This is a genomic window from Sphingopyxis witflariensis (assembly GCF_002205635.1).
Taxonomy (GTDB): Bacteria; Pseudomonadota; Alphaproteobacteria; order Sphingomonadales; family Sphingomonadaceae; genus Sphingopyxis; species Sphingopyxis witflariensis.
The window spans coordinates 1-14,268 of record NZ_NISJ01000019.1 but is presented as its reverse complement, the minus strand read 5'-3'; the positions used below and the strand labels follow the sequence as shown (position 1 = coordinate 14,268).

The following is a 14,268-nucleotide window of genomic DNA, read 5'->3' as shown; positions in this document are numbered from 1 at the left end:
GCGGTGCATCCTTCCGAAGGACAGAATCTATCGGGGACGCGGCAGGCGGTCGTTACGTAATGTCCGCAGATGTCACGCGCCGAGTCCGGCCGCGAAAGCAAGCCGGAGGGCGTCGGAGAGGCTGCGGACGTCGAGCTTCGCCATGAGGTTGGCGCGGTGGACCTCGACGGTGCGCGGCGAGATACCGAGATCATAGGCGATCGTCTTGTTGGGCAGCCCCTGCGCGAGACCTTCCAGGACCTCGCGCTCGCGCGGAGTGAGAATGGCGAGAACCACCTCGGCCTCGGCGGAGCGGGCCACCGCACCGTCCGCGGCCGCCATGCGGGCGAAAGCCGTCTCGATCGAACCGATCAGCACCGCCTTTTCGAAAGGCTTCTCGAGAAAATCGACCGCCCCGGCCTTCATCGCGCGCACCGCGATCGAGACGTCGGCATGGCCGGTGAGCACGATCACCGGCATGGTGACCCCGCGCTCGAGCAGCGCCTGCTGGACCTCGAGCCCGTCCATCTCGGGCATGCGCACATCGAGCAGGATGCAGCCTTCGGAGACGTGCCGGATTTCCTTCAGGAAAGCGGTGCCATTGGCCCAGGTCTCGACGGCATAGCCCGAGGTCTTGAGCATGAAGCTCGCCGAGCGCCGGATCGCCTCCTCATCGTCGACGATATGCACAAGCTTCCTATCCGACATCATCTTCCTCCGCTTTCGCGCTCACCAGCGTGAAATGAAATTCGGTCCCGCCGCCGGCGCGTTTCTCCATCCAGATGCGACCGCCATTGGCCTCGACGATCGTCCGGCAGATCGAGAGGCCAAGCCCCATGCCTTCCGCCTTGGTGCTGACAAATGCCGTGAAGAGCTGCTCGGCGACCTCGGGGGTGACCCCCGGACCGGTATCGGCGACGATCACCCGGACAAAGCCGCGCTGATCGGGGCGACTCGTCACGGTTAGCTGGCGCAGCGGGCTGTCGACCATCGCCTCGACGGCGTTGCGAATGAGGTTGATCAGCACCTGCTGGATCTGGACCTTGTCGACGAGCACCGGCGAGGCATAGGGGTCGAGGTCGAAACGCGGCTCGACGCTCTTCTCGCGTGCCCCCATCATTCCGAGAACAGCCGCCTCGTTGATGAGCAACGGCAGTTTCTCGATCGTCTTCTCGACCTCGCCGCGCGCGACGAAGTCGCGGAGGCGCCGGACGATATGGCCGGCGCGCAACGCCTCCCTGGCCGTATCGTCGAGCGCGTCGCGGATCATCGGCATATCGGCAGGATCGGGACTGGCGAGCAGGTCGCGAATGGCCTCGACATAATTGGCGACGGCAGTGAGCGGCTGGTTGAGTTCGTGCGCGAGCGTCGAGGCCATCGTCCCCATCGCGCTGACGCGCGAGACGTGGATCAGTTCGGACTGGAGCGATTCGAGCCGCGCCTCGGTCCGCTGGCGCTCGGTGAGATCGCGAATGAAGCCGGTGAAGAGTGGATGGCTGTCGCTCGACGCCTCACCGATCGACAATTCCATCGGAAAGGTCGAGCCGTCCTTGCGCTCGGCGAACACCACCCGTCCGATCCCGATAATGCGCTTTTCCCCTGTTTCGAGGTAGCGGCGGATATAGGCGTCATGGCGTTCGCGATCGGGCGAGGGCATGAGCCGGCTGACATTGACGCCGAGCAGTTCGGCCTCCTGATAGCCAAACAGGCGCTCGGCGGCGGCGCTGAACGAGACGATCAGCCCCTGATCGTCGATCACGACCATCGCATCGGGAACCGTCGAGAGGATCGACCGGAGATGGCTCTCCTGCGATCGCAAGGCTTCCTCGGAGGCGCGGCGCCCGGTGATGTCCGAGACGATCTTGGCAAAGCCGCGAAGGCTTCCGTCATCGTTGCGAAGTGCGGTGATCGAGACGTCGGCGAGAAACTCCGAGCCGTCCTTGCGCACGCGCCAGTCTTCGGCCTCGAGGCGTCCCTCACACGCGGCCCTGGCGAGATCCTCGGCGGGCTTGCCCGCGGCAACCGCGTCGGGCGGATAGAAGATCGCCGATTCCTTGCCGACGACCTCGTCTTCGCACCATCCCTTGAGGCGCTCGGCGCCCTTGTTCCAGATCGTGACCCGGCCATCGGCGTCGAGCAGATAGATCGCATGGCCCTGCGCGCCATCGATCAGGAGATTGAGTTCCTCGGCAATGAGCGCCGCCTCGGCATCGCGCCGTGCGGCGTGGCGGTCGCTTTCGTACATGCGCTTGCGCGTCCGCTCGAAGGCCTGCGACAGCGCGACGATCCCGCCCGCGGTGAGCAGGAACACCGCGGCCTCGACCAGATTATAGGTCCCGTCGCCGCGATAGCCGGCAAAATAGAGGCCGAGAAGCAGAGCCGGAGCCGTCGCGATCGATGCCACAAGCGGTCCGGCGAGGACGGCGGCGGCGAGGATCGCGGGCGCGAACAGCAGGAAGGCTGCATTGCCGGCGAGCCAAGGCTCGAGTGCATAGCGCAGTAGCCCTGCGGCGGCGACAAGAGCCAGCCCGCAGGCGAGACGCGCCGCGAAAGAGCGTTGCAACATCGACATCGACCGCGCGGCCTCCGCCCGCGCTGCAAAAAAGGCGCCGCCATCCTCAAGGTGCGCCTTCCCCCGGTCGCCATCCATAGCGATTTTCGGGCGGGAGCGAAACGCTCGCTGCGTGGGCGGTCCGTATTGATCCTTAAGCGGCATGCCGCTTCGCTAAGGCCGTGCGCGTGGCAGGACCATGCGGGAAACTACGGATAGCAAGAATGCGGCAGCGATCTCAAGAACGGCGGGCGGATCGCCGCGCCTCGCCCGTTCCGTCCAGCTCGGCCCGGCGCGGTGGTCCGTTCCGGCGCGCCATTGCCCGCGCCCGCACCCTTTAGGAATTCGCCATGAAGGCCAGACGGATCACGCTCATCGACGGGCACCCCGACCCCGATCCGAGACGGTTCGTCCATGCGCTTGCCGACACTTATGGGGCCGCGGCGCTAGCTGCAGGTCATGAAATCCGCCGCATCAAAGTCGCGGGCCTCGCGTTCGATCTGCTCGAAAGTCGCACCGAGTGGGAAGAGGGACCGCTCTCGCCCGCGATCGCAGCGGCGCAGGACGATATCGCCTGGGCCGAACATCTGGTGATCTTCTACCCGCTCTGGCTCGGCGATCTGCCCGCCCGCCTCAAGGGCTTCTTCGAACAGGTGATGCGCCCCGGCTTCGCCTTCGAGCCCAAGACAAAGAGTTTGCCCGAAAAACGCCTCAAGGGCCGGACGGCGCACATCGTCGTGACGATGGGCATGCCTGCGCTCTTTTACCGTGTTTATTTTCGCGCGCACAGCCTCCGCAGCCTCGAGCGCAACATTCTGGGCTTTGTCGGCATCGCGCCCACCGAGCGAAGCATTGTCGGCAATGTCGAAGGCGATGCCGAGCACCGCACGAAGTGGCTCGAGACGATGACCGAATATGGCGCGGCCGGGCGCTGAGCGCGATGCAAGGCCGCGTCTCCTTCCACTTGCGAACGAAAGACAGACTGTCATGGCCGACCCCGAAACGCCGCTGAAGATCGCCTTCCATGGCGCCGCCGGCACAGTCACCGGCTCGTGCATGGAACTCACGCTCGGAGAGCGAAGGATCCTGATCGACTGCGGGCTGTTCCAGGGATCGCGAAGCCTCGAGACGCTCAACCATGGCGCCTTCGGGTTCGACGTCGGAACGATCGACGCGGTCCTTCTTACCCATGCTCATATCGATCATTGCGGATTGCTGCCGAAGCTGGCGAAAGAAGGATATCACGGTGCCGTCTGGTGTACCGCGCCGACCGCCGACCTTCTCGAATATATGCTCGGCGACGCCGGTCGAATCCAGGAAAGCGACACCGCGCGCCGGAACCGCCGCTACGACCGCGCGGGCGAAAAGATGTTCGAGCCACTCTACACCGAGGCCGATGGACTGCGCGCGTGGCGCCTGACGCGGCCTACCGGGCTTGGGACCTGGTTCGAGCCCGCACCGGGCTTCAAGGCGCGGCTGTGGAATGCCGGGCATATCCTGGGGTCGGCCTCAGTCGAGCTTGAAGCGGGCGGTGTCCGCCTGCTCTTTTCGGGCGATCTTGGCCCCGACACAAGGCCTTCCAGCGCGATCCCGATGCGCCCACGGGCATGGACTTCATCATATGCGAATCGACCTATGGCGACCGGCCACGGCCGAAACTGACGATCGAGGACCGCCGTCAGCTCCTCGAAACCGAAGTGAAGGCCGCGCTCGCGCGCGGCGGCAATCTCCTCATCCCGACGTTCGCGCTCGAGCGGACTCAGGAGCTGCTGCTCGACCTCGCCCGCCTCGCCGAGGCGAACCGCATCCCGAACGTCCCCATCTTCGTCGACTCCCCCCTTGCCAGCCGGGCAACGAAAGTCTTCGCGGCGCATGCGGCCGAGCTCGAAGATGTCGCGGGCAGCGACATCTTCCGTCACCCATCGATCCGCTATGTCGAGGATGTCGCCGAATCGATCCGCCTCAACAGCGTGTCGGGCGCCATCATTCTCGCTGCCTCGGGTATGTGCGAGGGCGGGCGCATCCGCCACCATCTCGAGCATAATCTGCATCGGCGCCAGTCGACGATCTTGTTCGTCGGTTTTCAGGCGCGCGGATCGCTCGGACGGGTCATCCTCGACGGGGCCGAGCGCGTGCGGCTTTCGGGCAAGGATATCAACGTTCGCGCTGCCGTCCGGCGCATCGAAAGCTATTCGGCGCATGCCGACCGGGACGAGCTCGCGGCCTGGATTCGCGAACGCCATCCGATCCGCGGCGGACTTTTTCTCGACCATGGCGAGAGCGAAGCGATCGAAGCGCTTCGCTCGCTTGTCCAATCCGAGACGCCGGGCCTCGCCGTCGTCGCCCCTGCGATCGGCGAGAGCTTCGCGCTCACCCCCGGCGCACCGCCCAAGCGAATCCAGACCGGACGCGTCGATCTTGCCCAGTTCGCGGGCGAAGACTGGCAGAATGACTATGCCGATTTCGCCGCCAATCTGAAACACAACCTCGCGCATATCCGCAGCGAGAAAGCTCGCCGCAAGGCGCTCGACGAGATGCGGCGGGTCCTCGCCGGCTATGAGGCGGCGCGCTCCGAACAGAAACGGCGCCGCGGTGCAGCATAGGCAGAAACCTCGCATCCGGCGGTGCCGACGCGAAGATCGAGGCCGGCAAGGCAAAGGCCGAGGCGCCCTTCCACACACAAAGGAGACTTCGCATGAAAGCCCTCGTCTATAACGGCCCCGGCCTGAAGGCCGTCGAGGAGCGGCCCGTTCCTCAGGTGCGGGATGCGGGCGACGCGATCGTGCGCATCACCAAGACGACCATTTGCGGCACCGACCTTCACATATTGAAAGGCGATGTACCCAGCTGCGAGCCCGGCCGCATCCTCGGGCATGAGGGCGTGGGTATCGTCGAAAGCATCGGCGCGGGCGTGACGGCTTTCGCGCCCGGCGATCATGTTCTGATCAGCTGTATCACCGCGTGCGGGCGCTGCGAATATTGCCGCCGGGGCATGCAATCGCATTGCGCGACGGGCGGCTGGATCCTCGGCAATATAATTGACGGCACGCAGGCGGAATATGTTCGCATCCCCCATGCCGACACCAGCCTCTATGCCATCCCCGAGCAGGCCGACGAGGATGCGCTGGTCATGCTCAGCGACATCCTGCCGACCGGCTTCGAATGCGGGGTGCTCAACGGCAAGGTCGCCCCGGGATCGACTGTCGCGATCGTCGGCGCGGGGCCGATCGGACTTGCCGCACTGCTCACGGCGCGGCTCTTCTCGCCCGCCCGGATCATCATGATCGATCTGGACGAGACACGCCTCGCTGTCGCGCGCCGGTTCGGCGCCAGCGACACGATCAACAGCGGCACGCGCGACGCCGCGACGGCGCTGATCGAGATGACGGGCGGGCGCGGCGCCGATACGGTGATCGAGGCGGTCGGCGTCGCCGCCACCTTCGAACTTTGCCAGCTGCTCGTCGCAGCCGGAGGAACGATTGCGAACGTCGGCGTGCATGGCGCCAAGGCCGACCTGCATCTCGAGCGTCTGTGGTCCCACAACATCACGATTACGACGCGATTGGTCGACACCGTCTCGACGCCGCAGCTGCTGCGGATGGTCGAGGCGAAGCAATTGGATCCCGAACAGCTTGTCACCCACCATTTTGCGATGGCCGACATGATGGACGCTTATGATGTCTTCTCCCGGGCGGCCGAGACGAAGGCGCTCAAGGTCATCATCGAAGCGGCCGATCCGCGCGCGGCAGGGTCCCCCGCGTGACCCAGCGCATGCAGGAGATCGCACGGACCATCGTCGATCTGCAGGCCGAACTCGATCGCGAGATCGAACATCGGCGGAGGGCGCTGGGCGTGCGAGTCCATGACCGGCTTGTCGAATTCGAGCGCGGCATCGTGATCGAACAACGGAAACTCAAGACAAGCATGCGCGCTTTTCTCGCCCGATCCTCCTTCGGTGCCGTGATCACCGCGCCCGTCATCTACTCGATGCTCTTGCCGCTGTTCCTCCTCGATATCTGGATCAGCGTCTACCAGGCCATCTGCTTTCGCGCCTATGGGATCGCCCGCGTCGAGCGGCGCGACTATATCGCGTTCGACCGGGGGCGCCTCGCCTATCTCAACTGGGTCGAAGCCCTGAACTGCGCCTATTGCGCCTATGCCAATGGCGTCATCGCCTACGCCCGCGAGATCGGAAGCCGGACCGAGCAATATTGGTGCCCGATCAAGCATGCGCTCAGGATCAGCGACCCGCACCAGCGCTATTATGAATTTCTCGAATTTGGCGATGCCGAGGGGTATCGGACGCGCCTTGCCGCGTTCCGCGCGTTGCTGAGCGCGGATGGCGACGACAGCTCCGCGGAGCGCGCCGCCTCGGCGCGGCAGGCGGAAGCGCAGGAACAGACGAGTCCGTAGAATCCCGCAATGCGGCGCTTCCAGCACTGCGTTATGCCTGCGGCCAACGCCATTTCCGCAAGGGAGACGATGATGATTGCGACCAATGCGCCCGGCCGCCCGGTGCAGAGCAGCCTCTGGAAAGAAATCTCGGTCCTCGAGATCGGAGTGGCGGCATGCCTCCTCATCCTGTTCATCCTGTCGCGCACCTTCCTCGAGACGATTGCCGCCATTTATATGCTGGTTGCCGCGATGCTGTTCGCCGCGCTCGTCCAGGCCCGCATGGCAGCGAGCTGCGGTGATCAGCTGGACCGGCGGCTCTGGCTCGCCAGCGCGCTCGCCTGCCTGATTCAGGCGATCATCCTGTTCGTCGATCCGCTGCTGGGCAGTTATCCTACCGCGATGGCGATGGCTGGCGTCCTCGCGGTAGGAGCAGCGGCGCGGCTGACGCTCGCGCTCGCGCGCGATTATCCAGGCCGCGGCTGGCTCTATCTCTCGGGCGCAGTCAGCATGATGGTATCGCTCGCGATCGGATTCGCCTGGCCATTCGCCTCGATCCTCCCTGCGGCGCAAAGCCTCACGCTCGACCTGCTCGCCGTCGCGGCCATGCTGGCGAGCGTCACCGGAAAGGCCCCGTCATGTTCGAAATGATCGACACGAAAGATGATGTGCTCGCTGTCCGTGTCGAGGGCAAGATCACGGGAGAGGATCTGGCCTCGATCATGGACCGGCTCGACACCGCGATGGCGGCGAACGAGACTGTGCATGTCTATGCCGAGACGCGGTCGATCGACGGTATCGAGATCAGCGGGCTGGCCGCGCATATCGCGCGTGCCGCACCGCTTTTCGCAAAGCTCGACCGGTTCGGCCGCGTCGCGGTCGTCGCCGATCAACTATGGATCCGGGCCCTCACGCGGATCGAAAGCGCGCTTCTGCCGCATATCGGCTATCGGGTGTTCAAGCCCGAGGATCGGGGCGCGGCGCTGATGTGGGTCGAGGGGCGCGACGGATGACCGGCATCCTCCCGCTGGGTCCCTGGCCGTCCGCGCGCGCGGATCACCGCGAAGCCCATCTCGTATCGCGGACGGGCTGGCTGCGGGCAGCCGTGCTCGGCGCGAACGACGGGATCGTGTCGACCGCCAGTCTCATTATCGGCGTCGCGGCGTCCGGCGCCACCCATCGATCGATACTGGTTTCGGGGATTGCCGGCCTCGTTGCCGGCGCCATGTCGATGGCGGCCGGCGAATATGTGTCGGTCAGTTCGCAAGCCGATACCGAGCGGGCGGACCTTGCACGCGAAAAGAGAGAACTGGCGAGCGACCCCGCGGCCGAACGCGATGAACTGGCCGGCATATATGAAAGACGCGGCCTCGATCCGCAAACCGCGCGTCTCGTGGTCCGCCAGATGACCACGTTCGACGCGCTCGCGACGCATGCGCGCGACGAACTCCATATCACCGACATGACGGCGGCGCGCCCGGTCACCGCAGCGCTGGCGTCTGCTGCCACCTTCACCGCCGGCGCGGCGCTGCCGCTCCTCGTGGATGAACCGCCCTCCATAATCCGAGAGGCCGGGCCAGTCGGGAATGTAAGGCTTCTCATGATCATAATAGCCCTGGCACATCCAGAGGAAGCCGGCCGTGAAGCTGACCGCCGCGCCATCCGACGCGCGCACGGCCTCGATCGTCCAGTGATTGGCGGCGCTCGACCAGTGGCAGGCGGTGATGCGATGGCCATAGTAGATATGGACGCCGATCTCGTTCTCCTCGATCACTTCGCCCATATATTTGAGGATTTCGGCGCCGCTGGCAATCGGCGCGCCGCGCCAGGGCTTGAAACGATAGCCGAAGGTGTAGAGGTCCGAGTCCGATCGCACGCCGGGATATTTGTGGGTCTCCTACGTCCCGCCGAAAGTCGTCTTCATCTCGAGGATCGCGTAGCTCTTCCCCGGGCACTGCTGCTGGAGATGATAGGCCGAGCCGATGCCCGAGATACCGGCGCCAACGATCAATACATCGACATGAAGAGGCCGGACCCGACCGCCAGCCTTTTGAACTTCGGCACGCGACATCTTCCGCTTCCTCCTCCTTGGCTCGGTTCAAATATGGCAAGCGGGCGAGCTGCACGCATCGATCCTGATCCACCAGAGATCGAACAGCACACCAAGGTGTGGCAGTCGACAAATCAGCGGCGCTTTAGCTACCGCAGCGCGAACCGACGACCGATATGATCGATAAAGGCTCGAAGCGTCAGAGGCGGAAGAGCATGAACCAGATGCTCCCCAATATCGCAAAGGCGACGAACGCGATCCAAAGGCCGACGGTCGCGGCCCGTTCGCGATCACGCTCGATCGGGTCCTCGATATCCGACGGACTCATCGTCAGAATCCGCGCCGCGCGAACGTCCGCGCAGCGAGAATTCCCGCAGTGAGAAGCGGAACAAGCGCCGCCGCAGCCCGCACCTTGGGGGACCGCGATATGCGGCCGATCTTCTTGCGCATACGGCGGGGCACACCAAGCTTCGCAAGCGATCTGTCGACATTGGGGATATCCATCTCGCCCTCCATGGCTAGGGTATGGAGTGAGAGTGAGCGAAGCGCGCCATGCAGGAAATACGCAAATTCCCGCATATCATGCGTCGGCGAGAGCGGCATTATGCCTTTGCCTCGCATCGAGGAGCCAAGCCGACGCATGTGCGCGAAAGCAGACTATGGAAGATTGAAGGAGATGCGATCAATGGAGGCGGGTCGTCGCCGCAATCCCACATCATGACCGGCCAGAGTGCCGGGATCTTGCTGTATCGCCGTTCGGGCGGGGCGCTGCAGGTCCTGCTTGTCCATCCCGGCGGTCCCTTCTGGCGCCGACGCGACCGCGGAGCCTGGCAAATTCCCAAGGGGCTGATCGCGCCCGGAGAAAGCGCGGAGGATGCCGCACGCCGCGAAGCCCAAGAGGAACTTGGCGTCGCGCTTGAGGGCCCGCTTGCCGCTCTGGGGCAGCTTCGGCAGGCAGGCGGAAAGATGGTTGAAGCCTTTGCGCTGGAACAGGATATCGATGCGGCCGCCATTGTGAGCAACCGCTTCGAGCTGGAGTGGCCGCCCGAAAGTGGCCGGAGCCAATTCTTTCCCGAAGTCGATGCGGCGCGGTGGTTCACACTTGCCGAGGCCGACACCACGATGCTGTCCAGCCAGCGGCCATTTCTCGACCGGCTGAGCGAACGTCTGGCCAGGCGGGACTGACGCGGAGGGGCGCAGCGGCCGCCCCTGTTCCGGGACGGCCGCCATCGGGACCTCGCCGGTCGCTCCTGTCAAAGCGCGATGGTGATATTGTCCTCGACACGGGTGACGCCGGGCGCCGACCAGGCGGCCCGTTCGGCGACACCGCGCTCGGCCCACGCCTTGACCTTGCCGCCGAGCTTCACGGTTCCGCCTTCGGTCGACACGGTCACCCCGGCCGCGTCGAGATCGGCTTGGCGCTTAAAGGCCGAGACGATCCGCTCCTTCACATCGGCGGGAGCCGGATGCACTTTAACCTCGATCAGATTGGTCACGCCCGCGACGCCGGTGACCCGGCTGGCCGACCGGAAGGCTTCCTTGCGTTGATAGTCCCAGTCGACCATGCCGCTCAGCGTCACCCAGCCATGCTCAACCTTGACCTTCACCTTCTCGGTCGGAATCGACACCGTCCAGGCCATCATGTCGAGCAGGCGCTTGGCGATCTCATGATCGGCCATTCTGGGCTCGGACGCGAAGTGAACCTTGACCTCTTCGGCGATCGCCCGGACGCCGGCGACGCGGCGCGTCGCCTTCTCGGCGGCAATCTTCTCGGGATAGGTTTTCACATAGCCCGAGAGGGTGACGACGCCGTCGGTCACGGCCACACCGATGTCGGCATGATCGACGCTTGGTTCCCATTCGAGTTCGTCCATCACGTCGCGCTGCAACTGCCCGTCTGTCTTCTTCAACATTATCTGTCTCCTCTGCGTCCGAAGGGTTCCAACCCGGCAGAAAGCCGGCAGAACCCGATGGTTCGGTTCGGAGATTTTCGCCTGCCTCGCGCTTCAGCCCTATTCGGAAACATCCGTAAGGGTCGCGCCCGCCCCTCGATAGCGTCGAACATGAGCGTTAGTGTCGGCCGGCTTTCATGCGCCGGTCGCGAGAAGCGGATTTTCGCGCCTGCTTCTCATCCGTAGCCCTTGCTAACCGAAAGCATGATGTCCGCTCGCGTCGAACAATGCGTGGAGACACCGCCGTCACAGCAATGCTATCGACGAGTCCATGATCCGGTACGATAGAAGCTTTCGAAGTCTGGCATTCTGCCTCGCGGGGCTTGCGGGCTTTGTCGATGCCATCGGATTCCTGGGATCTGGCGGCCTCTTCGTCTCGTTCATGAGCGGCAACTCGACCAGAATGGCCATCGGAATAGCGGAAGCGACCAGTCTGGCCCTGGCGGCTGCGGCGCTGATCGCCCTCTACGTTGCCGGCGTGTTCCTCAACATCATGGCGACGGCAAAGATCACCGTCGCCCATCCCAAGGTCGTGGCGATATCGGGCGTCGCCGCGCTTCTCGTCGGCGCGGCCTGCTGCAAATGGGCCGGGTTCGATGTCCCGGCCACAGGATTGCTGTGCGTCGCGATGGGCGCCTCCAACACGATCTTCCGCCGCGACGGAGAGGTCAGTATCGGTGTCACCTACATGACCGGCACCCTCGTCAAACTCGGGCATAAGCTGGCCGATGCGGCATTGGGCGGTAGTCGGACGGCCTGGGTTCCCTACTTGCTGCTTTGGCTGGCCCTTGTCTCCGGCGGGATTCTGGGCGCGGCGAGCTATGCCTGGTCACAAGACGCAAGTGTCGGGTTCGCTGCAGCCTTCGCTCTCGCCCTCGTTCCAGTAACGCAAAGATTGACCGCCAATTTGGCGTCCTGACCTAGCCGAACGCGGTCAGACTGCTGTTGGGCCGAAATTAGGCATGCGGAGGTTTGATCAGTGTTCGCAGCTATTCATTGTCCGAACCCGGATGAACGGCACAGCCCCTTGTGTTTTCTGAATGCGGCTCCTGATCATAGAAGTCCACACGCAGGCGGACCGAGCCAATCGGTTCGACCAAATGGGGCTGGTCCGGAATGACGATACCCGGATGATCGGCGTCGAGGATGGTTTCTGAAGCGGGATCGAGCACCCGGTAGCGAAGCCGACCTTCGAGCACCCGAATGACGCCCCAAACACCGACCTTTGTTCGATGCTCCCGGCGAAGCCCGGCCGGAAGCGTGGTCTCGTCAAAAATGGGGGTACTCCTGTACGGTTCGGGTGCGCCGATCATGACGGGGCCGTCCGGGCGTCGGTCACGGCGCATCGGACACCAGCGGCCTGCAATCCTTCACGCACCTCAAGCATGCAGCCGGATTTCGGTAGCGTGGTCGGGATAGGCCGCGACCCGCGATTGATCGACAGGCTCGCCATTGAGCTTGCTTGCGAACCCATGATTGACGTCGCGGTGATGCGCCTCGTCGGCGCGCACCAGCAATACGACATCGCGTAGTGTCGCATCGTCGGCCATTTTCCAATAATGCTTGGCAATGGCAGGAGCGGGCACGTTCGGCGACCGGCCCTCGTCGATTTCTTGGAGATACAATGTATAGCTGGTGACGGCTTCCTCTTCGAAATAGCCGACAACGCGGTGAGCGGTACGCGACGAGACCAGATAGAGGATCGAGAATCCCACCAGGAATATGCCCTGGACGGACAGGATCATCATGCGCTCGAACCAGGTGGGCTTGGCGATTTCGATGAAGGTCATGAGGTGCATGCGCTCGTTTTCGGCCTCCTCCATCAAAGTCCGGATCCAGCCGTCGTCGTCGCGCATCCGGCGCAGACAACTCAGATGGGTGAACATCGCGCCGACCATGCCCGGCACCGCCGCGACCGTCTCGAGGACGATCGCCCGGTGACCGTAGCGCTTGGCAAACAGCCTGTCGGCGCTGAAGCGGAGAAGCTTGGTGAAGCCGAGCGCAAACCGATCGGAAAAGCCGTTCGGCTGGTGATGTACCGCGGGCTGGACTTGTCGTTCGGTGGCAAGGGCGAGCTTGTCGGGGACCAGGATCATATTCGTCATCGCAAGTCCTTTCAGGACTGCGTGGAGGTCGGCCGGAGTGGGGTCCCGGACACCGGGGGGAGGCGTGCGAGCTTGAGGCTTTCGGCGATCCGCGCCGCTTTGCCCTGAAGCGCGGCGGCAGTGGTCGGTGGCAATATTCCGGCAGTCACTTCTGTCCATAGCATCAGCCAGCGATCGAACATCGGCGGCGTGATTGTCGGCAGGTGCTTGAGGTGCGTGGCCACCGGACCAATCAGCGCATCGTCCCGAACGCGCGCGTAAAAGCCTGGAATCGCGCGATCGAGTTGCGCCTCGCTCACCTTGCCGCTGTTGTCCAAATGCCGCTCCTTTACGCCATGGCCATATGCCGGGTGGTCTCGCGATCTCCCGACCGACAAAGATCGATCATGCATCGACCGGCAGCGGCAGTTTCCGTTCGACGAGCACGAGCGTGGCATCGCCCGGATAGGGGCGCGCGGTGAAGCCCATGTCGCGTTCCAGCTCGATCGCGGCGTGGTTCGCGTAGCTTTCGATCGACTGCAGCGTCGTCACGCCGGAAGCCTCGGCAAAACGCGCGACATATTCGAACAACTTCCAGCTTATGCCGCGGCCCTTGTAATCCGACCGGATGCTGATCGCGACCTCCCCCGTCTCCATCGCGTCGTCACACGCCAGCATCGCCGTTGCGATGACCGTTGTGCCGTCTTCGGCAAGCGCGAGAAAATTTTCCTTCTGCCGATGGTCGACATCGATCAGCGCGGCCAAACGGTTATGGCCGACAATATTGATGCCGGTCAGAAAGCGGAATCGCAGATCGTCAGGCGTCACATGCGTGAACAACTCCGCGAGCGCCGGTTCATCGTTCGAACTGATCGGGCGAACATGGAATTTGAACCCCGTCCGGGTTGTAAGATCGCCGCTCCAGCTTTGGATGTTCATTTTCGTCCTTTCGATCCGGCGCGGTCATTTGCCGAATGTATCGAGACGCTTTTGAACCGGAGCGAGGAATAACCCTATCCGTAGTTCCCCGTATTCGTCCGGCGTCGCGACGGGCAATTACGTAGGCGTTCCCACGGCTGTGATAGCATCGGGCAGCTTGGCAAAAGAGTTCGAAATTGACCGGGTTTGGCCGGTGCACGAACCGCTGCGCGGATTGGCGCTAGCCTCGATGTAAAGTCGTCCAGTGAGCGCCGCGCCTGATTGAACGTGGGCTGCCGCAGGCAGACCCTTTCGACTCCTTCAACCTAAGGAGTCGAACGA

15 protein-coding genes and 2 pseudogenes are annotated in these 14,268 nt (G+C 63.9%); 9 read left to right on the top strand and 8 right to left on the bottom strand.

Going from position 1 to position 14,268, the window contains the following annotated elements; translation table 11 throughout:
* Window positions 1–72 precede the first annotated feature (72 nt).
* Window positions 73–687 (bottom strand): response regulator transcription factor, encoded by a 615-nt coding sequence (locus CDQ91_RS20085; RefSeq protein WP_088474504.1) that lies wholly within the window; start codon window positions 685–687, stop codon window positions 73–75.
* On the bottom strand, window positions 677–2,224 hold the full coding sequence (locus tag CDQ91_RS20080) for a PAS domain-containing sensor histidine kinase (RefSeq protein ID WP_237246086.1): 1,548 nt from the start codon (window positions 2,222–2,224) through the stop codon (window positions 677–679). Before CDQ91_RS20080 ends, CDQ91_RS20085 begins: the two co-directional genes overlap by 11 nt.
* 656 nt (window positions 2,225–2,880) lie before the next feature.
* Between CDQ91_RS20080 and CDQ91_RS20075 the strand changes: the two genes are divergently transcribed.
* The 7 genes and pseudogenes from CDQ91_RS20075 to CDQ91_RS21120 all read left to right on the top strand — a co-directional run.
* Window positions 2,881–3,465 carry an NAD(P)H-dependent oxidoreductase gene (locus CDQ91_RS20075; protein ID WP_088474486.1) on the top strand — a complete coding sequence of 195 codons (585 nt, stop codon included), beginning with the start codon at window positions 2,881–2,883 and terminating at the stop codon, window positions 3,463–3,465.
* 52 nt (window positions 3,466–3,517) lie between these two features.
* A pseudogene (locus CDQ91_RS20070) lies at window positions 3,518–5,133 on the top strand (MBL fold metallo-hydrolase).
* A gap of 92 nt (window positions 5,134–5,225) precedes the next feature.
* Window positions 5,226–6,293 (top strand): zinc-dependent alcohol dehydrogenase family protein, encoded by a 1,068-nt coding sequence (locus CDQ91_RS20065; protein WP_088474485.1) that lies wholly within the window; start codon window positions 5,226–5,228, stop codon window positions 6,291–6,293.
* Window positions 6,290–6,943, top strand: a complete 654-nt coding sequence (locus CDQ91_RS20060; RefSeq protein WP_201791928.1) for a hypothetical protein — start codon at window positions 6,290–6,292, stop codon at window positions 6,941–6,943. Before CDQ91_RS20065 ends, CDQ91_RS20060 begins: the two co-directional genes overlap by 4 nt.
* A gap of 69 nt (window positions 6,944–7,012) precedes the next feature.
* On the top strand, window positions 7,013–7,573 hold the full coding sequence (locus tag CDQ91_RS20055; protein ID WP_088474484.1) for a hypothetical protein: 561 nt from the start codon (window positions 7,013–7,015) through the stop codon (window positions 7,571–7,573).
* The gene (locus tag CDQ91_RS20050) at window positions 7,561–7,935 is read left to right on the top strand and encodes a SpoIIAA family protein (protein WP_088474483.1); all 375 of its coding nucleotides are present in this window, start codon (window positions 7,561–7,563) and stop codon (window positions 7,933–7,935) included. The genes CDQ91_RS20055 and CDQ91_RS20050 overlap by 13 nt, the downstream gene beginning before the upstream one ends.
* Window positions 7,932–8,465: pseudogene (locus CDQ91_RS21120) on the top strand (VIT1/CCC1 transporter family protein); the annotation flags it as partial. The gene CDQ91_RS20050 and the pseudogene CDQ91_RS21120, both read left to right, overlap by 4 nt.
* A gap of 706 nt (window positions 8,466–9,171) precedes the next feature.
* Here the strand turns inward: CDQ91_RS21120 and CDQ91_RS21925 are convergent.
* Window positions 9,172–9,300, bottom strand: coding sequence for a hypothetical protein (locus CDQ91_RS21925; protein ID WP_272897627.1), 129 nt, complete (start codon window positions 9,298–9,300; stop codon window positions 9,172–9,174).
* 389 nt (window positions 9,301–9,689) lie between these two features.
* On the opposite strand from CDQ91_RS21925, the gene CDQ91_RS20035 reads away from it, so the two are divergent.
* Window positions 9,690–10,157, top strand: coding sequence for an NUDIX hydrolase (locus tag CDQ91_RS20035; RefSeq protein WP_088474480.1), 468 nt, complete (start codon window positions 9,690–9,692; stop codon window positions 10,155–10,157).
* 68 nt (window positions 10,158–10,225) lie between these two features.
* On the opposite strand, the gene CDQ91_RS20030 is transcribed toward CDQ91_RS20035, so the two are convergent.
* Complete coding sequence (locus tag CDQ91_RS20030; protein WP_088474479.1) at window positions 10,226–10,885, bottom strand: BON domain-containing protein; 660 nt, start codon at window positions 10,883–10,885, stop codon at window positions 10,226–10,228.
* 310 nt (window positions 10,886–11,195) lie between these two features.
* On the opposite strand from CDQ91_RS20030, the gene CDQ91_RS20025 reads away from it, so the two are divergent.
* Window positions 11,196–11,843: a YoaK family protein gene (locus tag CDQ91_RS20025; protein WP_088474478.1), complete on the top strand. Its 648-nt coding sequence runs from the start codon at window positions 11,196–11,198 to the stop codon at window positions 11,841–11,843.
* A 70-nt stretch (window positions 11,844–11,913) separates the two neighbouring features.
* On the opposite strand, the gene CDQ91_RS20020 is transcribed toward CDQ91_RS20025, so the two are convergent.
* The 4 genes from CDQ91_RS20020 to CDQ91_RS20005 all read right to left on the bottom strand — a co-directional run bounded on the left by CDQ91_RS20020 (window position 11,914) and on the right by CDQ91_RS20005 (window position 13,947).
* Window positions 11,914–12,237, bottom strand: coding sequence for a TehB family protein (locus tag CDQ91_RS20020; protein ID WP_088474477.1), 324 nt, complete (start codon window positions 12,235–12,237; stop codon window positions 11,914–11,916).
* Window positions 12,238–12,303: 66 nt separating this feature from the next.
* The gene (locus CDQ91_RS20015) at window positions 12,304–13,020 is read right to left on the bottom strand and encodes an alternative oxidase (protein WP_237246084.1); all 717 of its coding nucleotides are present in this window, start codon (window positions 13,018–13,020) and stop codon (window positions 12,304–12,306) included.
* 20 nt (window positions 13,021–13,040) lie between these two features.
* Window positions 13,041–13,346, bottom strand: coding sequence for a globin family protein (locus tag CDQ91_RS20010; protein ID WP_088474475.1), 306 nt, complete (start codon window positions 13,344–13,346; stop codon window positions 13,041–13,043).
* Between the two features lie 67 nt (window positions 13,347–13,413).
* Window positions 13,414–13,947 carry a GNAT family N-acetyltransferase gene (locus CDQ91_RS20005; RefSeq protein WP_162290840.1) on the bottom strand — a complete coding sequence of 178 codons (534 nt, stop codon included), beginning with the start codon at window positions 13,945–13,947 and terminating at the stop codon, window positions 13,414–13,416.
* Between the last annotated feature and the right edge of the window lie 321 nt (window positions 13,948–14,268).

What these genes read in the sequence shown, in the direction of transcription:
- CDQ91_RS20065 (WP_088474485.1), top strand. Translation starts at nt 5,226, where the DNA reads ATGAAAGCCCTCGTCTATAACGGCCCCGGCCTGAAGGCCGTCGAGGAG.
- CDQ91_RS20075 (WP_088474486.1), top strand. Translation starts at nt 2,881, where the DNA reads ATGAAGGCCAGACGGATCACGCTCATCGACGGGCACCCCGACCCCGAT.
- CDQ91_RS20005 (WP_162290840.1), bottom strand. Translation starts at nt 13,947, where the DNA reads ATGAACATCCAAAGCTGGAGCGGCGATCTTACAACCCGGACGGGGTTC.
- CDQ91_RS20025 (WP_088474478.1), top strand. Translation starts at nt 11,196, where the DNA reads ATGATCCGGTACGATAGAAGCTTTCGAAGTCTGGCATTCTGCCTCGCG.
- CDQ91_RS20015 (WP_237246084.1), bottom strand. Translation starts at nt 13,020, where the DNA reads ATGATCCTGGTCCCCGACAAGCTCGCCCTTGCCACCGAACGACAAGTC.
- CDQ91_RS20085 (WP_088474504.1), bottom strand. Translation starts at nt 687, where the DNA reads ATGTCGGATAGGAAGCTTGTGCATATCGTCGACGATGAGGAGGCGATC.
- CDQ91_RS21925 (WP_272897627.1), bottom strand. Translation starts at nt 9,300, where the DNA reads ATGAGTCCGTCGGATATCGAGGACCCGATCGAGCGTGATCGCGAACGG.
- CDQ91_RS20035 (WP_088474480.1), top strand. Translation starts at nt 9,690, where the DNA reads ATGACCGGCCAGAGTGCCGGGATCTTGCTGTATCGCCGTTCGGGCGGG.
- CDQ91_RS20050 (WP_088474483.1), top strand. Translation starts at nt 7,561, where the DNA reads ATGTTCGAAATGATCGACACGAAAGATGATGTGCTCGCTGTCCGTGTC.
- CDQ91_RS20055 (WP_088474484.1), top strand. Translation starts at nt 7,013, where the DNA reads ATGATGATTGCGACCAATGCGCCCGGCCGCCCGGTGCAGAGCAGCCTC.
- CDQ91_RS20020 (WP_088474477.1), bottom strand. Translation starts at nt 12,237, where the DNA reads ATGATCGGCGCACCCGAACCGTACAGGAGTACCCCCATTTTTGACGAG.
- CDQ91_RS20080 (WP_237246086.1), bottom strand. Translation starts at nt 2,224, where the DNA reads ATGTACGAAAGCGACCGCCACGCCGCACGGCGCGATGCCGAGGCGGCG.
- CDQ91_RS20030 (WP_088474479.1), bottom strand. Translation starts at nt 10,885, where the DNA reads ATGTTGAAGAAGACAGACGGGCAGTTGCAGCGCGACGTGATGGACGAA.